Annotated in this window: 20 protein-coding genes and 1 tRNA gene; 5 read left to right on the top strand and 16 right to left on the bottom strand. The window is 69.0% G+C overall.

From position 1 onward, the window contains the following. Window positions 1-4 precede the first annotated feature (4 nt). The 5 genes from ASF54_RS03490 to ASF54_RS03510 all read right to left on the bottom strand — a co-directional run bounded on the left by ASF54_RS03490 (window position 5) and on the right by ASF54_RS03510 (window position 7,445). A complete protein-coding gene (locus ASF54_RS03490) occupies window positions 5-2,299 on the bottom strand; it encodes a transglutaminase family protein (RefSeq protein ID WP_055958864.1) in 2,295 nt (764 codons plus the stop codon). Continuing rightward, window positions 2,292-3,575 carry a DUF58 domain-containing protein gene (locus ASF54_RS03495; RefSeq protein WP_055958867.1) on the bottom strand — a complete coding sequence of 428 codons (1,284 nt, stop codon included), beginning with the start codon at window positions 3,573-3,575 and terminating at the stop codon, window positions 2,292-2,294. Before ASF54_RS03495 ends, ASF54_RS03490 begins: the two co-directional genes overlap by 8 nt. A 2-nt stretch (window positions 3,576-3,577) precedes the next feature. Continuing rightward, entirely contained in the window at window positions 3,578-4,576 is a 999-nt protein-coding gene (locus ASF54_RS03500) for an AAA family ATPase (RefSeq protein ID WP_442855767.1), read from the bottom strand. Then, complete coding sequence (gene coaD / locus ASF54_RS03505; protein ID WP_055958872.1) at window positions 4,576-5,103, bottom strand: pantetheine-phosphate adenylyltransferase; 528 nt, start codon at window positions 5,101-5,103, stop codon at window positions 4,576-4,578. The genes ASF54_RS03500 and coaD overlap by 1 nt, the downstream gene beginning before the upstream one ends. Window positions 5,104-5,210: 107 nt before the next feature. Further along, window positions 5,211-7,445, bottom strand: coding sequence for an ATP-dependent DNA helicase RecG (locus ASF54_RS03510; RefSeq protein WP_055961972.1), 2,235 nt, complete (start codon window positions 7,443-7,445; stop codon window positions 5,211-5,213). A 212-nt stretch (window positions 7,446-7,657) separates the two neighbouring features. Between ASF54_RS03510 and ASF54_RS03515 the strand changes: the two genes are divergently transcribed. Beyond that, on the top strand, window positions 7,658-8,227 hold the full coding sequence (locus ASF54_RS03515) for an RsmD family RNA methyltransferase (protein ID WP_055958876.1): 570 nt from the start codon (window positions 7,658-7,660) through the stop codon (window positions 8,225-8,227). A gap of 27 nt (window positions 8,228-8,254) precedes the next feature. Here ASF54_RS03515 and thiL read toward each other — a convergent pair whose 3' ends face one another. Further along, on the bottom strand, window positions 8,255-9,247 hold the full coding sequence (thiL, locus tag ASF54_RS03520; RefSeq protein ID WP_055958878.1) for a thiamine-phosphate kinase: 993 nt from the start codon (window positions 9,245-9,247) through the stop codon (window positions 8,255-8,257). 24 nt (window positions 9,248-9,271) lie between these two features. On the opposite strand from thiL, the gene ASF54_RS03525 reads away from it, so the two are divergent. Next, on the top strand, window positions 9,272-9,760 hold the full coding sequence (locus tag ASF54_RS03525; protein ID WP_055958881.1) for a DUF3515 domain-containing protein: 489 nt from the start codon (window positions 9,272-9,274) through the stop codon (window positions 9,758-9,760). 86 nt (window positions 9,761-9,846) lie between these two features. Here the strand turns inward: ASF54_RS03525 and ASF54_RS03530 are convergent, their stop codons facing one another. The 6 genes from ASF54_RS03530 to leuC form a co-directional block, all read right to left on the bottom strand. Further along, window positions 9,847-10,980 (bottom strand): D-alanine--D-alanine ligase family protein, encoded by a 1,134-nt coding sequence (locus tag ASF54_RS03530; protein WP_235480922.1) that lies wholly within the window; start codon window positions 10,978-10,980, stop codon window positions 9,847-9,849. A gap of 74 nt (window positions 10,981-11,054) precedes the next feature. Continuing rightward, on the bottom strand, window positions 11,055-12,095 hold the full coding sequence (locus tag ASF54_RS03535) for an NAD(P)H-dependent glycerol-3-phosphate dehydrogenase (protein ID WP_233573166.1): 1,041 nt from the start codon (window positions 12,093-12,095) through the stop codon (window positions 11,055-11,057). Between the two features lie 49 nt (window positions 12,096-12,144). Next, a complete protein-coding gene (locus tag ASF54_RS03540; protein WP_084815915.1) occupies window positions 12,145-12,963 on the bottom strand; it encodes a lysophospholipid acyltransferase family protein in 819 nt (272 codons plus the stop codon). 16 nt (window positions 12,964-12,979) lie between these two features. Continuing rightward, complete coding sequence (gene murA / locus ASF54_RS03545; RefSeq protein ID WP_055958884.1) at window positions 12,980-14,347, bottom strand: UDP-N-acetylglucosamine 1-carboxyvinyltransferase; 1,368 nt, start codon at window positions 14,345-14,347, stop codon at window positions 12,980-12,982. Continuing rightward, complete coding sequence (gene leuD / locus ASF54_RS03550) at window positions 14,347-14,973, bottom strand: 3-isopropylmalate dehydratase small subunit (RefSeq protein WP_055958886.1); 627 nt, start codon at window positions 14,971-14,973, stop codon at window positions 14,347-14,349. Before leuD ends, murA begins: the two co-directional genes overlap by 1 nt. Further along, window positions 14,973-16,439 carry a 3-isopropylmalate dehydratase large subunit gene (gene leuC / locus ASF54_RS03555; protein ID WP_200919560.1) on the bottom strand — a complete coding sequence of 489 codons (1,467 nt, stop codon included), beginning with the start codon at window positions 16,437-16,439 and terminating at the stop codon, window positions 14,973-14,975. The genes leuD and leuC overlap by 1 nt, the downstream gene beginning before the upstream one ends. Before the next feature lie 124 nt (window positions 16,440-16,563). On the opposite strand from leuC, the gene ASF54_RS03560 reads away from it, so the two are divergent. Together ASF54_RS03560 and ASF54_RS03565 are read left to right on the top strand one after the other, a co-directional pair. Next, complete coding sequence (locus ASF54_RS03560; RefSeq protein ID WP_084815916.1) at window positions 16,564-18,138, top strand: outer membrane protein assembly factor BamB family protein; 1,575 nt, start codon at window positions 16,564-16,566, stop codon at window positions 18,136-18,138. 38 nt (window positions 18,139-18,176) lie between these two features. Beyond that, complete coding sequence (locus ASF54_RS03565) at window positions 18,177-19,799, top strand: outer membrane protein assembly factor BamB family protein (RefSeq protein WP_055958891.1); 1,623 nt, start codon at window positions 18,177-18,179, stop codon at window positions 19,797-19,799. A 317-nt stretch (window positions 19,800-20,116) separates the two neighbouring features. Here the strand turns inward: ASF54_RS03565 and ASF54_RS03570 are convergent. Next, window positions 20,117-20,189, bottom strand: a tRNA-Glu gene (locus tag ASF54_RS03570). Between the two features lie 130 nt (window positions 20,190-20,319). Here ASF54_RS03570 and ASF54_RS03575 point away from each other — a divergent pair. After that, window positions 20,320-20,961 carry an MBL fold metallo-hydrolase gene (locus ASF54_RS03575; RefSeq protein WP_055958894.1) on the top strand — a complete coding sequence of 214 codons (642 nt, stop codon included), beginning with the start codon at window positions 20,320-20,322 and terminating at the stop codon, window positions 20,959-20,961. Window positions 20,962-21,054: 93 nt separating this feature from the next. On the opposite strand, the gene ASF54_RS16610 is transcribed toward ASF54_RS03575, so the two are convergent. The 3 genes from ASF54_RS16610 to serA all read right to left on the bottom strand — a co-directional run bounded on the left by ASF54_RS16610 (window position 21,055) and on the right by serA (window position 24,981). Beyond that, on the bottom strand, window positions 21,055-22,176 hold the full coding sequence (locus ASF54_RS16610) for a branched-chain amino acid aminotransferase (protein WP_055958897.1): 1,122 nt from the start codon (window positions 22,174-22,176) through the stop codon (window positions 21,055-21,057). A 12-nt stretch (window positions 22,177-22,188) separates the two neighbouring features. Then, window positions 22,189-23,262, bottom strand: coding sequence for a 3-isopropylmalate dehydrogenase (locus ASF54_RS16615; RefSeq protein ID WP_055958900.1), 1,074 nt, complete (start codon window positions 23,260-23,262; stop codon window positions 22,189-22,191). A 129-nt stretch (window positions 23,263-23,391) separates the two neighbouring features. Then, a complete protein-coding gene (gene serA, locus ASF54_RS03590) occupies window positions 23,392-24,981 on the bottom strand; it encodes a phosphoglycerate dehydrogenase (RefSeq protein WP_055958903.1) in 1,590 nt (529 codons plus the stop codon). Between the last annotated feature and the right edge of the window lie 393 nt (window positions 24,982-25,374).

The raw sequence follows: 25,374 nt of genomic DNA on the forward strand, positions 1-25,374 counted from the left end.
GAGTCTACGCGCCTTCCGCCGTGCGCGGGTGAGCCTGCACGAAGAGACTCCGGGGAACGAGCGAAGCACGGGCCCTCTCGAAGCCCGACGATCCCGAGCGCAGCGCGGACAGGATCGCGCGCGCGGACCGCGAGGCCTCTTCGCCGGCCGGAACGCCGCCGAAGCGCTCCCGCGAGAGGGCCGCGGTCAGTGTGTCGAGCGCGGCCGCGGCGGAGCTCTGGGCGCCCACACTCGCGAGCAGAACTGTCGCGGTCTGCTGCGGCGTCGCCGCTTGGTCGACGCTGATGCCCAGGTCTCGGGCCGTATCGATCACCTCGCGCCAGGCCGAGAGAGCCGCGTCGGGCGGACCCTGACCGAGTCGGCGTCGTCGGCGGCCCATCCGCAGCCACCAGGGCAGCGCCAGGACGACGACGAGAGCAGCCACTCCCCCGACGACAAGCGGCGTTCCACCGATGCCGCCGGCACCGCTGCTCGCGGATGCTCCCGCGGTCGACGAAGGATCCGACGCGGTCGACGTCGGTGTCGCGGCCGACGGGGCCGAGGCGGTCGGCGTCGCGGATGCCGACGGGCTCGCCGGATCGGTGGCCCCGGCGCTGGGTGTCGCCTCGGCGCCTGTCTCTTGCAGATAGCTCGACGTCGTTCCCATGCCGACCGTGGGCTCGAACGGCACCCAGCCGAGGCCCTGGAAGTACAGCTCGGGCCAGGTGTGGAGGTCGTTGCTCGACACCGTCCACTCCTCCCCCGAACCGACCCTCGTGCCGGGCAGGAACCCCACGGCGATGCGCGAGGGGATGTCGAGAGTGCGAGCCATGACGGCCATCGCCGAGGCGAAGTGGACGCAGTAGCCGCTCTTGCGCTGGAGGAACGTCTCGACCATGTCGAGACCGCTTCCGTCGTATCCCTCGCGGACGGGCGTGTCTTCTGAGTAGCTGAAGTCGCCGTTGCGGAAGTAGTTCTGGAGCGCGACGGCGGCGTCGAACGGATTGGCCGAGTCGGCCGTCACGCTCGATGCCAGCCGTGTGATGGATGCGGGAACGCCATCGACGTCGAGATAGGCGGAGAGGTCGTCGGAGGGCTGTGCAAGCGCACTGACGATCTGCTCACGGGTGGGATCGACCGGACGCGAGGTGACCCGGTAATCGAGCCCCTGGGATCCTTCGCTGGTGCTTCGGACCGTGACGCCGGAGTCGTCGACGTACTTCCAGGCGTCGCTGATGCCGGTGATCTTCGTCGCCGGCACGGGCAGGGGCAGGTAGGGGCTTCGGAGGAGATTCACCGAAACGTCAGTCGTGACGGTGTCTCGGCGCGTCGAGGTGGAGATGCCGGGGGCGGCGGGCAGATCGTCGACCGAGTTGCGGCGGTCGAGCTGGGTGGAGGCCGGACTCCAGCGGGTGCCCGAGAAGTCGACGAGATCGACGAGTTTCAAGTAGTCGCCCTCGGGAGCCGAGCTGCGATAGCTGAGGACTGTGATCGGATCGCCGCGACGCAGGTCGTCACCGAGGTTGATGACCGGGTTGACCCCGGTCGAGATGCCGGTGCCCGACCCCACGCCCGTGATCGGTGCGATGAGCGATGTCGGCAGCAGGCTCGTCACCACGCCCGCCACGACGACGGCGGCGAGCCCCGAGACGACGCCCGCGCGGGACGGTCGACGGCCGCTCGACACGATGAGCAACGCCAGGTAGCCGACGACGGTGGCCACCACCCACGCCCAGCTCGGAGCGACATCGGGAATGAGCGAGGGGACCACGATCACCACGGCGTAGAGCACGCCGGTGAGCGCCGGCATCTTGCACACCCGTGCCACGACGTCGAGCACCACCGCGGCAGCCGCCACGGCAACGACAACGACGCCGAGCATCGCGTCGCTGACGGCGATGGGCGCCTGATCGGAGACGATCGAGTCTTGCGCCTGAGCGGCGAGGACGCGGACGCGCTCGAGAGTCTCGGCCGTCGGGATGACACCGAGGATCGCCGTTCCGCCCGAGACGACCAGCGTCGTGGCGAGGCCCCCGACGACGAGGCCGGCGAGCGACGCGACCGCGGACGGCCAGTGAGCTGCCCGGGCCGCGGCCGACGCCGCTAGAACCGCGGCCGACACCAGCGCGGGAACGAACCACCACACGGCGCCCTGGAAGAGCGGGTGGAGACTGGCGAGCGCGAAGACGAGCGTCAGCCAGAGGACGGTCGAGAGGAGCCAGCGGGCGTTACCCGGCGCGAAACGGTCGGTGGAGTCGACTTTCGACGTGCCGCTTCTCGGAGCCTCTCGACTCTGAAGCGGCGATCGCAGATCAACCACGGAGCACCCCCGGCGTCTGGAGAATGGGTTCGCGGTCGGCATTGGACGCGGTCTCGATCACGCGCCAGCCACTCTCGGCCAGGGCCTTCGCGACATCTCGTGGCGAATCGCGCTCTCGGTCGTCGGGGGTCAGCAGGTCGGCATCGAGGTGCACCACGATTGCCACCCCCGCGACACCCGGCCCGCGCGCGTGGCCCAGTCGGTCGAGCTCGGCGGCGGTGAGGCTCGAGACGACGGCCACGACGGGCTCGCGCGGAGCCGCCTCGGGGCTGGGCTCGTCGATCTCGTCGTCCAACACCACGTCGGAAAGGAGCTCGAGGAACATCGGCGTGGTCGACGGGTCGTGCAGGGCGATGGTCGCGCCGTCGAGCGACACCACGCGCGTCTGCGATCCGGCGAGACCGAATTCGACGGCAATCGAGGCCGTCAGCGAAACCGCCCACTCGAAGCCGTCGCTGACCGGAACGCCCGAGCCAAGCGCGGGATGCCAATCACGCCAGTGCGACCGACCGACCGGAAGGATCACGCGGACGCTCGGGAGGCCGTGCTGCTCCTCCTGCCGCACCATGAGCTCACCCTGCCGCGCCGTCGCGCGCCAGTGCACGCGCCGCATCGGATCGCCGCGCCGGTACTCCCGGGTGATCGGGTCGTCCTGGCCCCCGGCGAGACTGTGGTCGCGACGCTGTCGAGCGCCCTCGCCAAGAGAACGGGATTCACGCCCACCGCCCACGCTCACGACCTCCGGAAACACCAGCAGCTCGTCTCGCCCCGGCACGGCTAGACGACGACGGGCCAGGCCGAACGTCTCGATGACGTCGACCAGCGTCGGACCGACGCGGTGCCTCCCGCGGGGCAGATCGACGTGCTCGAAGACCACGCGGGCAAGACCGCCCGGCTCGATGACCATGGCCACGGCTTCGAAGGGCGCCATGATGCGCCAGGGCACGGTTTCTCGCACGCGGACCGCTACGGATCCTGAAGCCGAAGGCGCAGTGAGCGTGAGCGTCTCGACGACCGACCAGCCCGCGACGGCACGGTCGGGGGTGAAGTGCCGGGTGACCACCACGCGTGGCGCCGATACGGAGACCGAGACGACGGACGCGACGACGAGCGCAAGGAGCACGACGCCCGCGAAGACCAGCGGCATGGCGGCCAGCACGTAGCCGACGACGGCCACGACGAGACCCGCGACGATCGCGAGGGTGCCGCGCCGGGTCGGGAGGGGCCAGGATCCCGCAACCGCCACCAGGCGCGCGGGGACGGTCGGGCGGCGCACGGTCAGGAGGCGGGTTCGTCGAGGGGCACGGGCGTCGCCCGCACGATCGACTCCACGATGTCGTAGGCCGCCGAGACGGCGCCCGCACCCGACCGGCCGGCCAGGATCAGACGATGCCCGAGCACGGGACCGCTGAGCGCGTCGACGTCGTCGGGAATAACGAAACCGCGCCCGTTCAGAGCCGCCCACGACTTGGCCGCCCGCATGAGCTGCAGCGTGGCGCGGGGGCTGGCGCCGAGACGCAGGTCGGGGTGGACACGGGTCGCCTGCACGATGTCGACGGCGTAGCGCTCCACGACGCGGGCGACGTAGACCGCTCGGACGGCAGCGATCATGCGACGGAGCTGCTCGAGCGACACCAGGGGCGTCAGGGCGTCGAGCGGGCTGCCGGTCTCACGCTGGCGGAGCATCCGCAGCTCGCTCTCGGCGTCCGGGTAACCGAGCGAGATCCGTGCCATGAACCGGTCGCGCTGCGCTTCGGGCAGTGAGTAGGTGCCTTCCATCTCGACCGGGTTCTGCGTCGCGACGACGAGGAACGGGGTCGGCAGCGGGTGCGAGATGCCGTCGACCGTCACCTGGCGCTCTTCGAGGCTTTCGAGCAGGGCCGACTGGGTCTTCGGCGAAGCGCGGTTGATCTCGTCGCCGATCACGATGTTCGCGAACACCGGGCCCGGCTTGAACTCGAAGTCGTTCGACTGGCGGTCGAAGATCGAGACGCCGGTGATGTCGCTCGGAAGCAGGTCGGGGGTGAACTGGATTCGGCTCACCGACGCGTCGACGGCTTTCGCCAACGCCCTCGCCAACTGCGTCTTACCGACGCCCGGCACGTCTTCGATGAGCAGGTGCCCTTCGGCGAGCAAGACCGTGAGCGCCGTCGAGATCGCGCCCGCCTTGCCATCGATCACCGTGCCGATCGCATCCAGGATCGTGCGGGCGTGGTGCTGGACCTCGCCGAGCTCCATCAGAGTCGAGTCAGCGGCGGTCGTCTGGGTCGTGGTCATCATCGTGCTCCAGTATTCCCAGCCGAGTCGCTTCTCGACTGGAGGTAGGCGGTCACGTCGGCGGGAACGTAGGGCGAGACGTCGCCCCCGAGCCCAGCGACCTGGCGGACGAGCGAGCTCGAGACGAGCGCGTGCGCCGGATCGGGCAACATGAACACGGTCTCGACGCCCGCCAGGCTGCGGTTCATGATCGCCATCGGGGTCTCGTAGGCCACGTCGACCTGCGACCGAATGCCCTTGACGAGCACCTTCGCGCCGACACGGGTGCAGTAGTCGACGAGGAGGCCCTCGCTCCAGCTCGTGACGACGACGTTCTCGAGTGGCGAGGGCAGATCGACACCCGCCTCGGCGACGGCGTCCGCGATGAAGTCGACCCGTTGCTCGACGGGGATGAACGCGGTCTTCTCCGGGTTGTGCACAACGAGGACGTGCACCTCGTCGAAGAGGCCTGCGGCGCGGACGATGACGTCGAGGTGCCCGAGGGTGACCGGGTCGAACGACCCGGGGACGACGGCGATCGTGCTCATTCGCTCACCCTAGCCAAATTGGCCGGGAGCGCGCCGCGCGAGGCATCAGTTCTCCGACAGCGCGGTTCGCGAGGCATCAGTTCTTCGACAGCGCGGTGCGCGAGGCATCAGTTCTTCGACATCGCGGTGCGGGAGGCATCGTCGAGTCGGCGGGCGAGAGCGGCGGCAAGCGCCGGGTGGTCTGCGAGCGAAGGATCCGACTCGATCACCTCGGCGGCATGCTCGCGCGCGAGAGTGATCACGTCGCCGTCGTGGGCTACGCGCAGAAGGCGCAGCGACGAGCGCCCGCCCGACTGCACGCTGCCGAGCACATCGCCCTCGCGGCGCAGGTCGAGGTCGATCTGCGCCAGTTCGAAGCCGTCGGCGGTGGACGCGACCGCCTCGACCCGCTGGCGGGCGAGGGAGCCCTCTTCGGAGTGGGTCACGAGCAGGCAGAGGCCGGCGTACCCGCCTCGCCCCACTCGGCCGCGCAGCTGGTGGAGCTGCGAGACGCCAAAGCGCTCGGCGTCGAGCACGACCATCGTGGAGGCGTTGGGCACATCGACGCCGACCTCGATCACGGTGGTCGCGACCAGCACGTCGATCTCGCCCCGGGCGAAGCGCTGCATCGTCTCGTCTTTCTCGGCCGACGACATCCGCCCGTGCAACGGCTCGATGCGACGCCCCTGGAGGGCGGGCGCGACCCGGAGCGCGGCGAGGACCTCTTCGACGCTGGCGATCGGCGGGCGCGGGGCCGTGGGCGGGGCGGCGGTGTCGTCGACACCGGCGTGCTCTACCGGTCGGCCACCGTCGAGGCCATCGGGGTCGGTCGGCGACTCGTCGGCGGGGTCTCCTGCCTCGGGGGTCGCGCGATCGATGGCCGGGCACACCACGAAGACCTGACGACCCCGGGCGATCTCTTCGGCGCTCCGCTCCCAGACCCGCGAGATCCAGCCTGGACGATCGACGAGCGGCACCACGAACGACTCAATCGGCTGTCGGCCTTTCGGCAACTCGGCGATGGTCGAGACGTCGAGGTCGCCGAATACCGTCATGGCGACGGTGCGCGGTATCGGCGTCGCGGTGAGGACCAGCACGTGCGGCGACTGCCTCGACGTGCCGGCCGCGCCTTTCTGGCGCAGCGCCTCGCGCTGCTCGACGCCGAAACGGTGCTGCTCGTCGACGACGACCAACCCGAGATCGTAGAACTCGACGCCGTCGCTAATGAGCGCGTGCGTGCCCACCACGATGTGCGCCTGGCCGCTCACGATGGCGAGCATCGCCTTGCGGCGCTGGGCCACCGGCATCTGCCCGGTGAGCAGAACGGGCCGAAGACGGGCAGCGAGATCGGGGCCGAGCGTCTGGACGATCGAGCGGAGGTGCTGGGAGGCGAGCACCTCGGTCGGAGCGAGCAACGCCGACTGACCGCCGCTTTCGGCGACGGCCAGCATCGCTCGCAGCGCCACCAGGGTCTTGCCCGAGCCGACCTCGCCCTGCACGAGGCGGTTCATCGGCACGTCGGCCTCGAGGTCGCGCGCGATCTCGGAGCCGACCAGCGACTGGTCTCCGGTGAGGTCGAAGGGCAGCGCCCGGTCGAAGACGTCGAGGAGCCCCCCAGCCTTGGGCGTGCGCGACGTCGCGGGCGACTGCCGCACTTCGGCGCGCTGCTGGAGGAGGGCGCTCTGCAGCACGAACGCCTCGTCGAACTTCAGCGTCTCGCGGGCGGCCTTCCAGTCTCGGTCGCGCTCCGGCCGATGCACCTTCTCGTATGCCTCGCGGAGGGGCATGAGCTGCAGCTCGCCCCGGATGCCCTCGGGGACCGAGTCGGGCAGCGGTGGCAGCGTGTCGAGCGCGACCTCCACTGACTTAGCGACCTGCCATGACGCGACCGAAGCGCTGGCCGGGTAGATCGGAATGGGCTGCTTCGCCCACCGCTGCGCCTCGGCGTCGCCGGCCTCGGCCGCCCGGTCGTCGCCCGATTCGAAGAGCTCGTAGTCGGGGTGCGCGAGCTGCCGGTTGCCCCGGTAGTCGCCGACCTTGCCTGCGAAGATGCCGCGGACGCCCGTGACGAGGTCTTTGGCCCGCCACGCCTGGTTGAAGAAGGTGAGGGTGAGGATGCCCTGCCCGTCGCTGATCCGCACCTCGAGAATCGAGCCGCGCCGCGCGCGCATCGTGCGCTCTCGTACGTCGAGCACCTCGGCGACGATGGTGACGCTTTCGCCGATGGCGAGTTCGCTCAGCGCGGTCAGCTCGCCGCGCCGCGCGTAGCGGCGGGGGTAGTGGGCGAGCAGATCGCCGACGGTCTCGTGGCCGAACGCCCGCTTGAGCGCCCCCGCCGTGCGACCCCCGAGTGCGTTCGTCAGCGTCTCGTCGAGCGGTGACGGGTCGGGGCGCCGGGCGGCGCGCGTCGCAGTGCTCGACTTCGTGCCGCGGGCAGACGGCGCGCCAGCGAACGCCGAAGCATCGGCGCTCGAGGCCGAAGACGAGGTGACGGGGGTGACCACACGCCAACGGTACCCGGCACGACCGACAGGGGCAGTCGGATCCTCGTGTCGTCTGCTGAGAGGATGGACGCGTGACTCGTATCATCGCCGGATTCGCCGGCTCCACGACCCTTGGCGTTCCGAAATCGGGCACCCGGCCGACCAGCGACCGAGTGCGCGAGGCTCTCTTCTCGGCGCTCGAGGCGCGCGACGAGGTGAACGGCCTTCGGGTCGCCGACCTCTACGCGGGCACCGGCGCGCTCGGGCTCGAGGCGGCCTCGCGGGGAGCGTCGCACGTCACCCTGGTCGAGAAGGGGCAGCAGGCCGCTCGGGTCTGCCGGGCGAACGCGGCGCTCGTGGTCGCACGGGCTCCTCGGGGCTCTGCACCGACCGTCGCCGTGTCGGCTCAGGCCGTGCGCTCGTACCTGCACCACGCGCCGGCTCGCTCGCTCGACCTGGTGCTCATCGACCCGCCGTACGAGCTGAGCGACGACGACCTGCGCCTCGACCTCGAAGCACTCGTTCCGGCCCTCGACGAAGACGCCCTCGTGGTGGTCGAGAGGCGCGCCCGCAGCGGTGAACCCGGCTGGCCCGACGGTCTCGCCCTCGAGTCGTCGAAATCGTACGGCGACACCGTGCTTTGGTCGGCTCGCCTGCAGTAGCCGGCACTGCAGAAACAGGAGTCGCCGCTAGCCAGCGGCGCCGGACCACCGGAGGTACGGGTCCCAGCCGGTGGCATCGGCGAGGCCCTCGCCGTCGAGAGTGACGCGGGGTTCATCCACCGCGGGCAGCACCCGTCCGATTGCACGGAACCCGCCGGGCAGCACCGCCCCCCGGGGGAACGTCGCCAGCAGCGAGTGATCCTCACCGCCCCGGAGCGCCTCGAGAGGGCCGCCCCCGAGCGCTTCCGCCGCCAGATCGAGCACGACGCCCGAGGCCCGAGCGATCCGCCCCGCGTCGAGCGCAAGGCCATCCGACAGGTCGAGCATGCTCGTCGCGCCCCCGAGCGCGGCCAGCACGCCGTCGGCCACGGGCGGGGTCGGTGCGAGATGCCAGAGCACGTCCGGGTCGTCGCGGAGTTCGAACCCCCGAAGGGCCGAAGGATCCCCGACCCCGTCGATCCCCTCGGCGAACAGGCGGTCGAGCCCCCGCCCGGATCGCCCGAGCACGCCCGACACCGCAACGACGTCTCCGGGCTGCGCTCCGCTCCGACGCACCGGCTCGCGGCCCTCCAGATCGCCGAACGCCGTCACCGCGATCGTCATCGTGCCCGAGACGGACATGTCGCCGCCCACGACGCCGCAGCCGGGCGCCATCGCGGCCAACCCGTCGCGCAGACCGTCGGCGAACTCGACCAGGAAGTCGACCGGGGTCTCCCCCGGCACGGCCAACGCGACGACGAGGGCCGTCGCCCGGGCGCCCATCGCGGCCACGTCAGTGAGGTTCGAGGCGGCGGCCTTCCAGCCGAGGTCGTGCGGCGTCGACCAGGCCAGACGGAAGTCGGGCCCGTGCACCATCAGGTCGGTCGTGACGACGAAGCGGGAGTCGGGCGCGGAGACCACCGCGGCGTCGTCTCCCGGGCCGAGAAGGGTCGCGTCACCCGCCGGGAGATGCGGCAGAAAACGACGCAGCGCTTCGGTCTCGCCGACGGAGCGGACTGTCTCGGATCCTGAAGCGCTCATGGACTCACGGTAACGTGAGGCGCGATGTCACTCCTGTCGCGCGGCCGTCTCGCCGCCCTCGCCGTCGCCGCCATCAGCCTGCCGCTCCTGGCCGGCTGCACCACGGTTCCCCTGAGCCCCGCCCCCTCCGCGAACACGGTGAGCTGCGCCGACGTGACGGTCCGGCTGCCGACGACGCTCGAAGGGCAGTCCCTTCGCGACACCAGTGCCCAGGCGACGGGCGCGTGGGGGTCGCCCGCCGGCGTGCTGCTCACGTGCGGCATCACGACGCCCAAGGTCTCCGACCTGGCGTGCAACACGGTCGATGGCGTCGACTGGCTCGTGGATCACAAGGGCAAGGGCGGCACCATCGCCGTCTACACGACCTACGGCCGCGAGCCCGGCGTGCAGGTGGTCGTCGACACGACCCTCGTGCCGTCGAACACGAACGTCCTGTTCGACCTGTCGACCGCCGTGGGCACGCTGCCGCAGACGCGCAAGTGCCTGTCGGCGTCGGACGTGCCTGCGCCGTAGCGACGCCGCCCTCGGCAGAGACACCACTTTCCGGCGACGACACCGCCGATAGCTGGTGCCGACCCCGGAAAGCGGTGTCGTGAGCCCTAGCGCTCGGTCTCGAGCCCGAGCGCGATGAGCTCGTCGAGCAGCGCCGGGTAGCTGAGCCCCGACGCCAGCCAGCACGCCGGGAACATCGAGATCGGCGTGAAGCCGGGCATCGTGTTCAGCTCGTTGACCACGAAACCTGTCTCGGTGAGGAAGACGTCGACCCGGGCGAGCCCCGCTCCCCCGATGGCGTCGAAGGCCGCGGCGGCGAGCGTCTGGAACTTGGCGAGCTCGGCATCGGTGATGACGGCCGGGCAGACGAGGTCGGCGCCGGGTGCTCCGAGGTATTTCGCGTCGAAGTCGTAGAAGCTGTCGCCCGCGAGAACGATCTCGCCCGCGACCGAGGTGCGCGGTGCCGCACCGTCACGACCGCCGAGCACGGCGATCTCGAGCTCGCGACCCACCACGGCCGCCTCGATCAGCACCTTGTTGTCTTCGGCAAGGGCGATCTGCATCGCCGTGTCGAGATCGGCGAGAGACGACGCCTTGGATACGCCGACGCTCGACCCCGCCCGCGCGGGCTTCACGAACACGGGCCAGCCGAGTTCTTCGACGTGCTCCTCGACCACCGCGCGGTGATCGGCCCATTCTCGAGCGCGAACCGTGACCCAGGGGGCGACGTCGATGCCCGCCTGCTGCAGCACCGTCTTGGAGAAGTGCTTGTCCATGCCGACGGCGGAACCCAGGATCCCGGCCCCCACGTACGGCAGACCGACCAGCTCGAGCATGCCCTGCACCGATCCGTCTTCGCCGAATGGGCCGTGCAGAATCGGGAAGACGACGTCGATGTCGCCGAGCGACTCCACCCGGCCGTCGTCGTGGACGACGGTGAGCTCGCGGGTCGCGGCGGAGTCGGGCCAACGCACGCGCGTGCCGTTCTCGTCGACCGAGGGCAGGCGCTCGGCGTCGAGGGTGAAGTGCGCCGCGTCGTCCGGCTGGAGCGTGTAGGCACCCTCGCGGGTGATGCCGACCGGGATCACCTCGTATTTCTCGCGATCGAGCGCCGCGAGCACGCCGCCCGCTGTGGCGCAGCTGATCGAGTGCTCACTGGAACGGCCACCGAAAAGCAGGACGACGCGCAGCCGCGGCGAGGTTGCCTCCGGAGTGGAGGAGAGCGAGGATGCGATGGTCACGGGCGCCTTTCGACGGGAGTGCGGGGCCTCGAAGCCTGCCCAGGCGAGGAGTCGGGGCCGGGCGGCCCCGAGGCTCACTCGCCCTGGGGCTCGTCGGTCTCGGTGAGATGCGGCGCGATGTTGCGCGGATCCAGAGTACCCGCGAGCACCTCGCTGACCTGCTGCACGATGGGCATGTCGACGCCGCGCGAGCGGGCGAGGTCGAGGATGGGGGCGACCGACGCGAGACCCTCGGCCGTCTGGTTCATCTGCCGCACCACGTCGTCGAACCGATAGCCCTGGCCGAGCAGACGACCGGCCGTGTTGTTGCGCGACAGCGGCGACTGGCAGGTCGCGATGAGGTCGCCGAGCCCCGCCAGGCCCGCCAGTGTCTCGGGCTTCGCTCCGAACGAGACGGCGAAGCTCGTCATCTCGGCCAGACCGCGCGTGATGATCGACGCCTTGGTGTTCTCGCCGTAGCCGACGCCGTCGACGATGCCGATGGCAACCGCGATGAGGTTTTTGAGAACGCCGCCGAACTCGGTCCCGATGACATCGGTGTTGACGAACGAGCGGAAGTAGGGGTTGGTCGCCGTCGCGGCCACGAGGGTCGCGGTCTCGAGGCTCTCGGAGGACACGACAGCAGCCGTCGGCTGACGCTTGGCGATCTCGAGGGCGAGGTTGGGCCCGGACGCGACCGCGACGAGCGACGGATCGATACCGAGGGCCTCGATGATGACCTCGCTCATGCGGAGCCCGGTGCCCTTCTCCACGCCCTTCATGAGGCTGACAACGGGCACCCCCTCGGGAATGAGGTCGCGGATCTCGGCGAGGTTCTGCCGCAACGTCTGGCTCGGCACCGAGACGTAGATCTGCTCGGCCCGATCGAGCACGCTGGGGATCTTCGGCGACGCGGTGAGGGTGATGGGCAGGTTGATGCCGGGCAGGTAGTCGCTGTTGCGGTGCGTCTCGGTGATCTCGCGGGCGAGCTCGGGGCGTCGGGCCCACAGCTGCACCTCGGCGCCTCCCTCGGCGAGCACCTTCGCGAACGTGGTGCCCCAGCTGCCGGCACCGAGCACGGCGACGCGACGCTCGAGCGAGGCCGCCTGGACGATCGAGATCGCCTCGGTCGTCACCGATCCTCGGTTCAGACGGTCGAGCCCGGCCTGCGGACCCGATGAATCCCTAGCTATCGCGTTCAAAACGTCCGATCTCACTCTGGTTGTGGTGCGCGGGGTCGTAGCGGACGGCGGGCGGCGTTCCGCCCCGGATCTCTGCCAGCAGCGACTCGATTCGTCGCATCACGAGCTCGGTCGCCTCGGCGACCTCGTGGCCGTCGACGTGCCTGCCACGGTAGGCCGAGAGATCGACCGGGTCGCCGAAAGCGAAGACGAGGCGTTTACGCGGGAAGACGCTGAAGCGGTTCGTGCTCGCCGGAAGGATCTCCTGGATCCCCCAGGATGCCGCCGGGATCAGGGGCACGCCGGCCTCGAGGGCCATGCGCACCGCCCCGGCCTTACCCCGCATCGGCCAGAGGTCGGGTTCGCGAGTCAAGGATCCCTCGGGGTAGACGATCACGCCGGCTCCGGTGGCGAGAGTGGCCACGCCCGCTGCAACCGGATCGGCGCCGCGGTGATGCCCCGATCGGACAACGGGAATCTGCGCGGTGTGCTTGAGGATCCAGCCGAGCACGGGTGCCTTGAAGAGCGATGCCTTGGCGAGGAACCGCGGGATGCGGCCGAGCCGCCACAGCACGAACGCGTTGGCCAGCGGATCGAAGTTGCTGTAGTGGTTCGGGGCGAGCACGAACGCCCCGGTCTCGGGCAGCTTCTCGGCGCCGCGCACCTCGTAGCTCGACAGCGCGAGCAGCGGCAGGTACGCGACGCGACCGGCGACCGCGAAGACTGCGTTGGGTTCGCGGCGCCGTTTCCGGCGGCGCACCGAGGATGGCGGGAGCGGGGCGTCGGGATCGACATGACCTTCTCCGGAGAGCGTGTCCACCATGCGGCGCGACGCCTAGCTATCCTGCGAAATCGAAATCGGCACCGAGCTTGCGCAGCTTCGCCACAAAGTGCTCGTATCCGCGCGCGATGATGCCGACGTTGGTGATCTTCGACTCCCCCTCCGCCGTCAGAGCGGCGATGAGGTGACTGAAGCCTCCACGGAGGTCGGGCACGCGGATGTCGGCGCCGTGAAGAGGGGTCGGACCGGTGATGACTGCGGCCTGCTCGAAGTCGCGACGCGCGACACGGCGCTCCACGTCTTTCAGACCGTCTTTGTGCACGACGATCTTCGCACCCATGTCGTTGAGCGCCTCAGTGAACTGGAAGCGGTTCTCGTAGACGGTCTCGTGCACGATCGAGACGCCGTGCGCCTGAGTCAGCGCCACCACGAGCGGCTGCTGCCAGTCGGTCATGAAGCCTGGGTGCACGTCGGTCTCAATGACGACGGGCTTGAGCTCTCCGCCCGGGTGGTAGAAGCGGATTCCGTCTTCGTGCACGTCGAACTCGCCGCCGACCTTGCGGAAGACGTTGAGGAACGTCATGAGGTCTTGCTGCTTGGCACCCTCGACGAAGATGTCGCCCTTGGTCGCCAGCGCGGCAGCGGCCCAGGAGGCGGCCTCGTTGCGGTCGTTGATGGCCCGGTGCGTGTAGCCGCGGAGCGACTTGACGCCCTCGATGAAGATCACCCGGTTCGGCTCGACGTTGACGATCGCGCCCATCTTCTGGAGGATCGCGATGAGGTCCATGATCTCGGGCTCGATCGCGGCGTTGCGCAACTCGGTGACGCCCTCGGCGAGAACCGCGGTGAGCAGCACCTGCTCGGTGGCCCCGACGCTCGGGTAGGGCAGCTCGATGTCGGCGCCCTTGAGGCCGTTGGGTGCCGTGAGGTGGATACCGTTGTACGACTTGTCGACGACGGCACCGAAGGCCCGGAGGGCGTCCATGTGGAAGTCGATCGGTCGGTCGCCGATGCGGCAGCCGCCGAGGTCGGGGATGAAGGCCTCGCCCAGGCGGTGCAGGAGCGGGCCACAGAAGAGGATCGGGATCCGGCTCGAGCCGGCGTGGGCGTCGATCTCGGCGAAGTGCGCGGTCTCGACGTTCGAGGGATCGAGGATCATCTCGCCGCGAGCGGGGTCGGTGATGCGAACCCCGTGGATCGACAGGAGGCCGCGGACGACGTTGACGTCGCTGATGTCGGGCACATCGCGGAGGATGCTCGGGGTATCGCCGAGCAGCGAGGCCACCATGGCCTTCGTCGCGAGATTCTTGGCCCCGCGCACCTCGATGCGTCCGATCAGCGGCTTGCCGCCGCGGATGACGATCTCGTCGGACTTCAAACCCACTCGGGCTCCTGCTGCTGCTGCATCCTGCACAAGGGAGTTCACTACTTCACCGGCAATGTCTTGGGCCGCCAGGTTGCGCGGCGTGATTCGAATTCTGTAATGGCCGCCTCGTCGCGAAGCGTCAGGGCGATGTCGTCGAGCCCTTCGAGGAGTCGCCACTTAGTGTAAGCATCGACTTCGAAGGAAACCGTGAGGCCGGGACCCGTGGCGGTTCGCACGACGACCGTCTGCTCGGGCAGGTCGACCGTGATCTCGGGTGCCGACCCGGTGGCAGCAACCGACTCGTCGATGAGCGCCCAGATCTTCTCGATGTCGGGCTCGGCGACGACAGCGGCGAGAAGCCCCTGCTTGCCCGAGTTACCGCGGAAGATATCGCCGAAGCGAGGGCTCAGCACGACCTCGAAGCCGAAGTCGCGGAGCGCCCAGACGGCGTGCTCACGGCTCGAGCCGGTGCCGAAGTCGGGGCCGGCCACAAGCACCTTCGCACCCTGGAACTCGGGCTTGTTGAGCACGAATTCGGGATCTTGCCGCCACCCGTGGAAGAGGGCGTCTTCGAACCCGGTCTTCGTGACCCGCTTGAGGAACACGGCCGGGATGATCTGGTCGGTGTCGACGTTGGAACGCTTGAGAGGCGCGGGCCGGCCCGACACGATGGTGGTCTTGTGCATCAGTTGGCTCCTTGCAGCTCGCCGGCGGCGGAACCCGTCGTCTGTCCGATCGAGAGATCCCACGGGCTCGAGAGTGTTCCGCGGATCGCGGTGGCCGCGGCGACGAGCGGCGACACCAGGTGGGTGCGCCCGCCCTTGCCCTGACGACCCTCGAAGTTACGGTTAGAGGTCGAGGCGCAGCGCTCCCCCGGTGCGAGCTGATCGGGGTTCATGCCGAGACACATCGAGCAGCCGGCGAAGCGCCACTCGGCGCCGAAGTCGGTGAAGACCTTGTCGAGACCCTCCGCCTCGGCCTCGATGCGTACGCGCGCCGAGCCTGGCACGACCATGACGCGCACCCCCTCGGCCTTCTTCTGACCGCGGACGATCGAGGCGAAGGCACGCAGGTCTTCGATGCGGCTATTGGTGCACGAGCCCATGAACACGGCATCGACAGCGATCTCTTTCATCGGCGTGCCGGCCTCGAGGGCCATGTACTCAAGGGCGCGCGACGCGGCCGCTTTCTCGTTCGGGTCGTCGATGACGGCAGGATCCGGCACGGCCTCGCTCAGCGACACGCCCTGGCCCGGGTTGGTGCCCCAGGTCACGAACGGCTCGAGGGTGTCGGCGTCGAGGAATACCTCGGCGTCGAAGACGGCGTCGTCGTCGGTGGCGAGCGTGTTCCAGTACTCGACCGCCGCCGTCCAGTCGTCGCCCTCGGGGGCGTGTGCGCGACCCTCGAGGTAGTCGTAGGTGGTCTGGTCGGGAGCGACCATTCCGGCGCGGGCACCCGCTTCGATCGACATGTTGCAGATCGTCATGCGGCCCTCCATCGAGAGGGCGCGGATTGCGCTGCCGCGGTACTCGAGCACGTAGCCCTGGCCACCGCCAGTGCCGATCTTGGCGATCACCGCGAGGATGATGTCTTTCGCGGTGACGCCGGGGCGGAGCGTGCCCTCGACCGTGATGGCCATCGTCTTGAACGGCTTGAGCGGCAGCGTCTGAGTGGCGAGGACGTGCTCGACCTCGCTCGTGCCGATTCCGAACGCCATCGCCCCGAAGGCACCGTGGGTCGAGGTGTGCGAGTCTCCGCAGACGACGGTGATACCCGGCATCGTCAGGCCGAGCTGCGGCCCGACGACGTGCACGATGCCCTGCTCGGCATCGCCGAGCGAGTGCAGGCGCACGCCGAACTCCTCGGCGTTGTTGCGGAGCGTCTGGATCTGAGTGCGGCTCGTCAGGTCGGCGATCGGCCGATCGATGGCGAGGGTCGGCGTGTTGTGGTCTTCGGTCGCGATGGTGAGATCGAGCCGGCGCACGGGTCGATCGGCCTGGCGGAGGCCGTCGAACGCCTGGGGGCTCGTGACCTCGTGAACGAGATGGAGGTCGATGTAGAGAAGGTCGGGAGCACCGTCGGTGCCTTCGACGACCACGTGGTCGTCCCATACTTTTTCTGCGAGCGTTCTACCCAAGGGTGTGCCCTCCATCATCGGTTATCGGATTGCCGAGTCTATCCGTGTTACGGCCGTGTTTCTGGGAGGGCCAACGCGGCGTCCCCCGGCATTCTTCCCCGCTCGGTAGCATGACGGGAATCGACGCGGGAGGCAGATCATGTCCGGCTGGACCCCTGCGCGACCGGAGCGGTCGGAGCCCGGCTGGAACGCCGGCCCGCAGCCTGTTCAGACGGCCGTGCCGACTCGCGAGACGGGCGAGGCGTTGCCGGGCGAGCCGCAGGATCCTGCGGTCCGTCGTCCACGCCGAAGTCTCTTCCGCAGGCTCTCGCCGCCCTGGCGGGTAGCCACGGTCTTCGCCGCCCTCGGCCTCGCCATTACCCTCGTCGCCGGGGTGGGCGCCGCTGTGACGCCGCAGTACGGAGACCTGCCACCGCTCGGCGCCGCCCCGGTGGCCGACGTGCGGAGCGCTCCCGGGCCGAACGGCTGGTCGGTCGATCTCGCGCGGGAGGTCCTTCCCGGAGTGCCGGTGCGCTGTGTCTCGTTTCAGGCCTCATCCCCGGTCGGTCGATTCGTCGTGCTCACCGCCTCGAGCCCGCCCCTCGGCTCGTCGTCACGGTGCTCGGCGCAGACCGCATCGCAGATCTCGTCGACCGTGGCGCTCTTCGATCCGGCGCGGGGTCGCGTTCTCTGGAGCACCGATCTGGAACACGAGCTGGGCGCCGCCTCCGGCTCCGTCACTCTCGACCAGGAGGTGATCGTCGAGGAGGCCTCGCGCGTGGTCGTCCAGCTCAACGTCAACGGCCGCCCCACCCTCGTGACACTGTCGATGTCGAGCGGCGAGATGGTCGACATTCGCACCTTCGACCGGGGCCAGGTCGCCGGATGGATCGATGTGCAGGGCACCCTCCTGCTGTACGGCACCTCGACCGGCGACGCGGGAGACACCACCTGGAGCCTCGCCGACACGCGAGACCTCGGACACACCATCTGGACGGGGCGTTTACGCCAGTCGCAGAGTCCGATCCTGCTCCGTGGCGCGCTTTTCGTCACCATCAACCGCCAGTCCGTCCGAATCGACGGCACCACGGGCAAGCAGACCCCTCTCGGCAACGGGTCCGTCTTCCTCGGCACCGGCCCGTCGAGTCCGACCACCTACTTCGGCGTTCGCGTCGTCACGAGCGGTATCTCGATCACCGCCTGGGCCGCCTCGGGCAAGAAGCTGTGGACGCGAGGCGGGTTCGGCGATATCTCGGGGCTCAGCCGGGGCTGCGTGCTGGCTACCCTCCCTGGGACCTCCACCATCACCTGCCTCGACCGTGACACCGGCGACATGCGCTGGACCCGCGACCTCGATTCGGAGGGGTTCCCCGCAGCCATCGACGGGCAGACGACAGACGACGTCGTCGTGACCCGTGACTTCGGCGGCGAAGCGAAAGCGGAGATCCTCGACGGATCAACGGGGCGCACCAAGTTCGCCCTGGAACTGCTGCCGCAGACCCAGGTCCTGGCCGCGTCCCGCACGACGGGCTACCTGCAGTCGACGACCCTCACCGGAACGCCGACCGCGATCACCGCGTTCGACACCGAGACGGGTGAGATCCTCTGGCGGCGCAGCGACCTCGACGACGGCGACACCGAGATCTGGGGCGGCCACCTGGTGACGCTCGACTCTCGGGGGGTCGCCCGCGAGCTCGTCGACCAATCCGCCACCGTGCTGGGCGCGAACGACTAACGTTCACGCCGTTCCACCCCGTCGCGCAAGGAGGCTCGATGGCCGACATCGACCCGGCGCCCTGGTCGCCCGAGCGGCCGCCCTTGCAGGCGGAGGTCTGGCGAGCGGAGACCCGGCAAGCGGAGACCCAGCGAGGATCCGCGACCCCGGGCCCGGGCTCACGGTCGCCGGCGCACACCGCCTCCCCCGGATCCCCCACGCCGCGCCGGCCGCCGGCCGCTGCACGTTCCGCGCCGCGGCCCGGCCTGCTCGCGCGGCGGTGGTCGAGGGCGTCGTCGGCCCGTCGGATCCTCGTCGCCTATGTCGCTCTGGCCTCCGCCATCGCGGGGGTCGTCGGTTTCGGCGCAGCCCTCCAGCCGAACTACGGCTCGCTGTCACCGCTCGGGGGCATCGCGATCGACGACCTGCGGACCGAGCCCTCCGCGTCGCTCTGGGCCCTCGACCTCGCCGCGACTCTGGCTCCCGGCGCGCCCGCCGAGTGCCTGCGGTTCACGACGCTCGACGTCGGCCGGGGTCTGGTTGCCGTCCGGGCCGAATCATCGCGCTCGCTGGGCTTCGCCGACGACTCGGTGTGCTCGGTCGTGCCCGACGGCTTCCGGGCCCGCATCGCTCTGCTCGACACGGGTGACGGCACAGTCGACTGGGTGCACGACACCTCGAGCGACCTCGACGGGGGCGGCGGAGTCGCCATCACCTCCGCGTCGATCGTGCAGAAGGGCGAACGACTCCTCGTCAACGCGGCCGACTCCGACTCGTCGGTCGTCGAATCGCTCTCGCTCCGCACGGGTGACGTGATGTCGTCGACGGGCAGCCAGCCGTGGAGCGCCGAGAACAGATTCGCCGCCGAGGGCGACGTCGTGGCCGTCGGCCGGCGATCGGACGATGGTTTGACATACGAGTACGAACTCCGAAATGCGTCCGACCTCGGCGAGGTGGTCTGGCGCGGTCAGGGAAATCCGACCGCGACGATGATCGCCCTCGACGACCGCCTGCTCCTCGGCGAGGAGGGCACGCGACAGATCCGCCTGTCAACGGGCCGGTCGTCCGCCTGGGGCGGCCCCATCAACACCTCGCTCGGCTACGCCTTCCGCGGCGGCATCGTCTACGCCCCACGGACCGCGGGCACCGGCGTCACGACGACCGCGGCCGGCGGCTTCTCGGCGATCTCCCGCGACGGCACGGTGCTCTGGACCTCCGATCTGACCCTTCGGGGATCGTTCTCACTGACGCGCTCCTGTCTGGCCGTGACGAACTTCCGGGGCGACCGTCTCAGCTGCCTCGACTACCGCACCGGGCGTGCGCTCTGGACTCGCGACGTCGGCTCCATCTCGTTTGCCGGCTCCGCGCCTGGGCAGCGCTCCGACGACATCTACACCGTGTCGACCAGCGACACCCCTCAGGTCGTCGTGCTCGAGGGGGCGACCGGCCGCGAGCGGTATCGCGCCGACGTCTCGTCGGGCTCCTACGTCGTTGCGACCGGGCAGACGGTCGGCTACGTGCTGGCCTATGGAATCTCAGGATCCCGCACTACCATGATCGCCTTCGACCTGTCGAGCGGCCGCCGGCTCTGGAGCCGCGCCTCGCAGTTGCAGGTATCGCTCTGGGGCGGGCACCTCGTCGACGTCGGCCTCGACGGGTTGGTGCGGCGGTTGGCGGACTGACTCCGTGCGTTCGCGGTCGGAGTGAGTCCGGGTCGGCGTCAGCTAAACCCTCACGACCGGCAGAAACCCTCGGCCTAGGACCGCCTCGGAGGCCGCCCGCGAGGGTCTGTGCCGCGCGCGAGAGTCTTGCCTCATTCACTTCGCAAGCCAATCCCGGGTCGCGCGCCCTATGCTGCGAAGCCGCCTCTTTAGCGTCGTGAAATAAGCACAGAGACAAAAATGGCTCCTCCCGGAGGGAGAAGCCATTTCCTTTAGTGTCGTGAAATAAGCACAGAGACGAAAATGGCTCCTCCCGAAGGGAGAAGCCATTTCGGTCGTGACCCCAACCGGATTCGAACCGGTGTTACCGCCGTGAGAGGGCAGCGTACTAGGCCGCTATACGATGGGGCCGTTTTTGCGACTCGTCGAGTATGCCACAGGGCGGGAGTCGCCACAAATTGAGGCACTCTCGTGTCTGTGGCGTCGGATCCTGAGCGCTTTGCCGGGGTTCCCGAGCTGTCTCCGAGCGTACGCTGAATCCATGCGAGTCACGAAGTTCGAGCATTCCGCGCTGGCCATCGACGAGTCGGGGCAGACCCTCGTCATTGACCCCGGCGCGTTCACACGCCCTCTCGGTTCACTCACCTCCGTCGCCGCGATCGTGATCACGCACGAGCATCCCGATCACTGGACGGCCGCGCAGCTCGAGTCGCTCCTCGATTCGAACCCGGAGGCCCGCATCTTGGGCCCGCTGGGAGTGGCAACCGCTGCGGGCAAGGCCGGCTTCACGGTCGAGACGGTGGCCGACGGCGACACGGTCGAGGTCGGCCCCTTCACTTTGCGCTTCGCCGGAACCACACACGCCGTCATCCACTCGAGCCTTCCGACGATCGACAACACCGGTGTACTCGTCAACGGCACGCTCTTCCACCCCGGCGACTCGTTCACGGTGCCGGAGTTCCCCGTCGCCGTGCTCGCGACCCCGGTGGGCGCGCCCTGGTTGAAGATCGGCGAGGCCATCGACTACGTGACGGCCGTTGCGCCCGGGTCGATCCTGCCCATTCACGAGGCGACCCTGTCGGACGTCGGATTCGCCATGCACGCCGACCGGCTCAAGGCCGCCGTCGAGGGTGTCGGCGGTACGTCGACGGTCGTCGCAGCCGGCGAGTCCATCGAGCTGTAGCGGCGTTCGTTCAGGCAACAACCACAACGAGATCGCACTTGCAGTCGGGAGGACCCGACCACAAGTGCGATCTCGGCATTGCGGCTCGGCTACCTAGGCGTCGAGGCGTGTCAGCCAGCCGTGAGGGTCGGGTTGACGGCCGTACTGGATGTCGGTGAGCTCGGCCCGAAGAGCCAGGGTGAGCGAATCGGGGCCGGCCACCGGCGACGTGATCGTGAAGCCTTCGCCCTTAAGCTCGCCGATGGGCACGACGACGGCGGCGGTACCGCACGCAAACACCTCGACGATGTCGCCGGATTCGACGCCTTCTTTCCACTCCGCCAAGCTGACGCGGCGCCGTTCGACAGTGAGCCCACGGTCTTCGGCGAGCTGGAGGATTGAGTCGCGTGTGATGCCCTCGAGGATCGAGTCGGATTGCGGCGTCACGAGAGTGCCGTCTTTGTAGACGAGCACGACGTTCATGCCCCCGAGCTCTTCGATGTAGGTCGTGTCGACCGAGTCGAGGAACAACACCTGCGAGCAGCCGTTTGCGTAGGCCTCTTCTTGCGGGAGGAGCGAAGCGGCGTAGTTGCCACCCGTCTTGGCGGCTCCAGTGCCCCCCTTGCCCGCACGCGAGTAGTTGGTCGACAGCCAGATGGAGACCGGAGCCACACCACCGGGGAAGTACGCGCCAGCGGGGCTCGCGATCACGTAGTAGCCCACCTTGTGGGCGGCTCGCACCCCGAGGAAGCTCTCGGTCGCGATCATGAAGGGCCGGAGGTAGAGGCTCGTCTCTTCGGCGAAGGGCACCCAGTCTTTATCGATCTGGACTATCTGCTTGAGCGACTCGACGAAGTCGTCGACCGACAGTTGCGGAAGGGCGAGGCGAGCTGCCGAGCGCTGCAGGCGGCGGCCGTTGGCGTCGGGGCGGAACGTCCAGACCGAGCCGTCGGCATGACGGTAGGCCTTGATGCCCTCGAAGATCTCTTGGCCATAGTGGAGCACCGAGGCGGCCGGATCGAGCGACAGCGGGCCGTACGGAATCACCGCGGCGTCGTGCCAGCCGTCTTCGGTGTTCCACTCGATCTGCACCATGTGGTCGGTAAAGAACTTGCCAAAACCGGGGTCGGAGAGCATGACCTCGCGCTCAGCGTCGGCGCGCGATGCCGCCGAGGGGGTCAGCTCGAAGTGGAGCGGAAAGGTATCGCTCGATGGGGTTGTGGTGTTCGTAGACATTGTGGTTGCCACCTAACGGGATGAAGAAGTGAGGCTCACGGCAGCGGCGATTGCATCGCCGATCTCGGCCGTGGTGCGGGGTGACCCAGCAGTGCGGTCAGCAATGTCGCTCTCGACTGCCGCGGTGACCCGGGCCGACTCGGTCTCGAGACCGAGGTGGTCGAGCAGGAGTGCCGTCGAGAGGATCGCAGCCGTGGGATCGGCCTTCTGCTGGCCGGCGATGTCGGGAGCGGAACCGTGCACCGGCTCGAACATGCTGGGGAAGGCGCCGTCGGGGTTGATGTTGCCCGAGGCTGCCAGGCCGATACCGCCGCTGATCGCGCCGGCCAGATCGGTGAGAATGTCGCCGAAGAGGTTGTCTGTGACGATGACGTCGAACCTAGCAGGATCTGCAACGAGGTGGATCGTCGCAGCGTCGACGTGCTGGTAGTCGACTGCCACACCGGGGTATTCGGCGGAGACGGCGTCGACGGTGCGCTGCCAGAGCGAACCCGAGAAGACGAGCACGTTGGTCTTGTGCACGAGAGTCAGCCGATGAGCCGGCCGCTTCTGTGCCAGCTCGAACGCGTAACGGACGACGCGCTCGACGCCGTAGGCCGTGTTGACGCTGACCTCGTTGGCGATCTCGTGGGGAGTGCCCGTGCGGAGTGACCCGCCGTTGCCGACGTACGGGCCCTCGGTGCCCTCGCGGACGACGACGAAATCGACCTCGCCTGGCGCCGATAGCGGCGACGGCACGCCGGGGTAGACCTTGGTAGGACGCAGGTTGACGTAGTGGTCGAGCGCGAAGCGCAGCTTGAGCAGCAGCCCCCGCTCGATGATGCCGCCCTTGAGAGCAGGGTCGCGCGGATCTCCGCCGACGGCGCCCAGCAAAATCGCGTCGTGCCCTGCGATGGCAGCGAGATCGTCGTCGGTGAGGATGTCGCCGGTGGCCTTGAAGCGCGCCGCACCAAGGGAGAACTCGGTCACGTCGAACTTTGTCTCGCCTCCGAGAGTCGCGGCCCGCAGCACCTTGAGCGCCTCCGCGACGACCTCGGGACCGATGCCATCGCCCGGAATGCTTGCCAGACGGACCGTGCGACTCATGCGTTCTCCTGTCGAATCGACGCCGCGACTTCCGCGGCCGGGATCGGATTCCAGCTTACCGAGACGGCCGACACCCGAGGAGCGTTCTCCACAGGGTGCCGGCCGCGGTTCAGCAGGTCGGATGCGGCGTCAGAGGGTGACGTCGATCTCTTGCAGCACGTCGGCGTCGATTGCGCGACGGACCTTCTCCAGAAGCCCCTCGGGCGCCGGGCTGTCGATGGTCAGCACGCTCAGCGCGACTCCCCCGGGCGACGTCCGCGCGATCTGCATGCCGGCGATGTTGATTCCGGCCTCGCCGAACTCCTTGCCGTAGACGGCGACGATGCCGGGCCGGTCGGTGTAGAGCATCACGATGTGGTGGGCCGCGATGGGCACCTCGACGTCGTAGCCGTTGATCTCCACGATCTTCTCGACCTGCTTCGTGCCGGTCAGAGTGCCCGAAACCGAGATCTGGCGGCCGTCGGACAGCGCGCCGCGAATCGTGATGATGTTGCGGTACTCCTCCGAGACCGAGTCGGTGAGGAGACGCACCGTCACACCCCGCTGCTCGGCGAGGATCGGCGCGTTGACGTAGCTCACGGTCTCTTGCACCGCATCGGAGAAGACCCCCTTGAGCGCTGCGAGCTTGTAGACGCTGACGTCGAACTCGGTGAGGTCGCCGTGCACCTCGACGTCGATCGAGGTGAGCGGGCTGTCGGCGAGGCCGGCGAAGACCTGGCCGAGCTTCTCGACCAGTGGGATGCCGGGGCGGACGTACTCGTCGATCACTCCCCCGGCGACGTTGACCGCGTCGGGCACGAGTTCACCGCCGAGAGCCAAACGAACGGAACGAGCGACCGAGACGCCGGCCTTCTCCTGCGCCTCGTCGGTGGAGGCGCCGAGGTGCGGCGTGACGATCACGTTGTCGAGGCCGAGCAGGTCGTGGTTCGTGGGTGGCTCCGAGACGAAGACGTCGAGGCCGGCTCCGGCGATGGTGTCGCTGGTGAGCGCCTCGTAGAGCGCCTCCTCGTCGATCAAGCCGCCGCGGGCGACATTCACGATGAAGGCGGTCGGCTTCATCTTCGCGAGCTGCTCGGTCGAGATCATGCCGGTGGTCTCGGGCGTCTTCGGCATGTGGATCGTGATGAAGTCGCTGGTCTCGAGCAGTTCGTCGAGGGTCAGCAGGGTCACGCCCAGCTGCTGCGCGCGCGTCGGCGTGATGTAGGGGTCGAAGGCGACGACGTTCATGCCGAAGGCCTGGAGGCGAGCGGTGATGAGCGCGCCGATGCGGCCGAGGCCGATGATGCCGACGGTCTTCTCGAACAGCTCGACTCCGGTGTATTTCGAGCGCTTCCACTGCCCCTGGGCCAGAGCGCTGTGAGCGGCCGGGATGTGGCGGGCGAGGCTCAGGATGTGCCCGACTGTCAGCTCGGCGGCCGAGATGATGTTCGATGTCGGAGCGTTGACCACCATGACGCCCGCGTTCGTCGCGGCCTTGATGTCGACGTTGTCGAGGCCGACCCCGGCGCGCGCGACGACCTGCAGGTTCGGGGCGGCGGCGATCGCCTCGGAGTCGACCTTCGTGGCCGAGCGCACGAGGATCGCGTTCGCGTCCGACAGCGCCGAGAGCAGCGCGGGTCGATCGGTGCCGTCGACGCTGCGCACGTCGAAGTCAGGCCCGAGGGCATCGACGGTGGCGGGTGACAGTTCTTCGGCAATCAGCACGATCGGCTTGGCCACGAGGAATCCTAACGCTTGCGGGGTGGAAGTCGTTCCACCCTAGCCACGGGGCCACGAGGATCCGGGCCACCCGACCCCGGCACGACGCCATTCCTGGGAATCCGCAGTGCATGCCCAGCGTGGCCGGACCATATTCGCTCCGGCCATTTCAAAGGGATCTCCGCCGTTCACTTCCGTGCACCTGTTCAGGCGAGCCGTGGGCCGCGCGTCTCTTGGATCGCGACGACCGCCGTGGCCGGGGCGCCTCGGATCCTGCCTTCTGGTGCGAGGCGCGGCCCAGGTCTCCTGAATTCAGAAGGGAGGTGGCGTCGTACCGGAGTTCAGGATCCGACCGGGAGGCGGGTCCTGCAAAGGCAACGTAGGGGGACGCTCAACCTGAACAGGCACCCGTGC

The organism is Frondihabitans sp. Leaf304, from assembly GCF_001423105.1.
Classification (GTDB): domain Bacteria; phylum Actinomycetota; class Actinomycetes; order Actinomycetales; family Microbacteriaceae; genus Frondihabitans.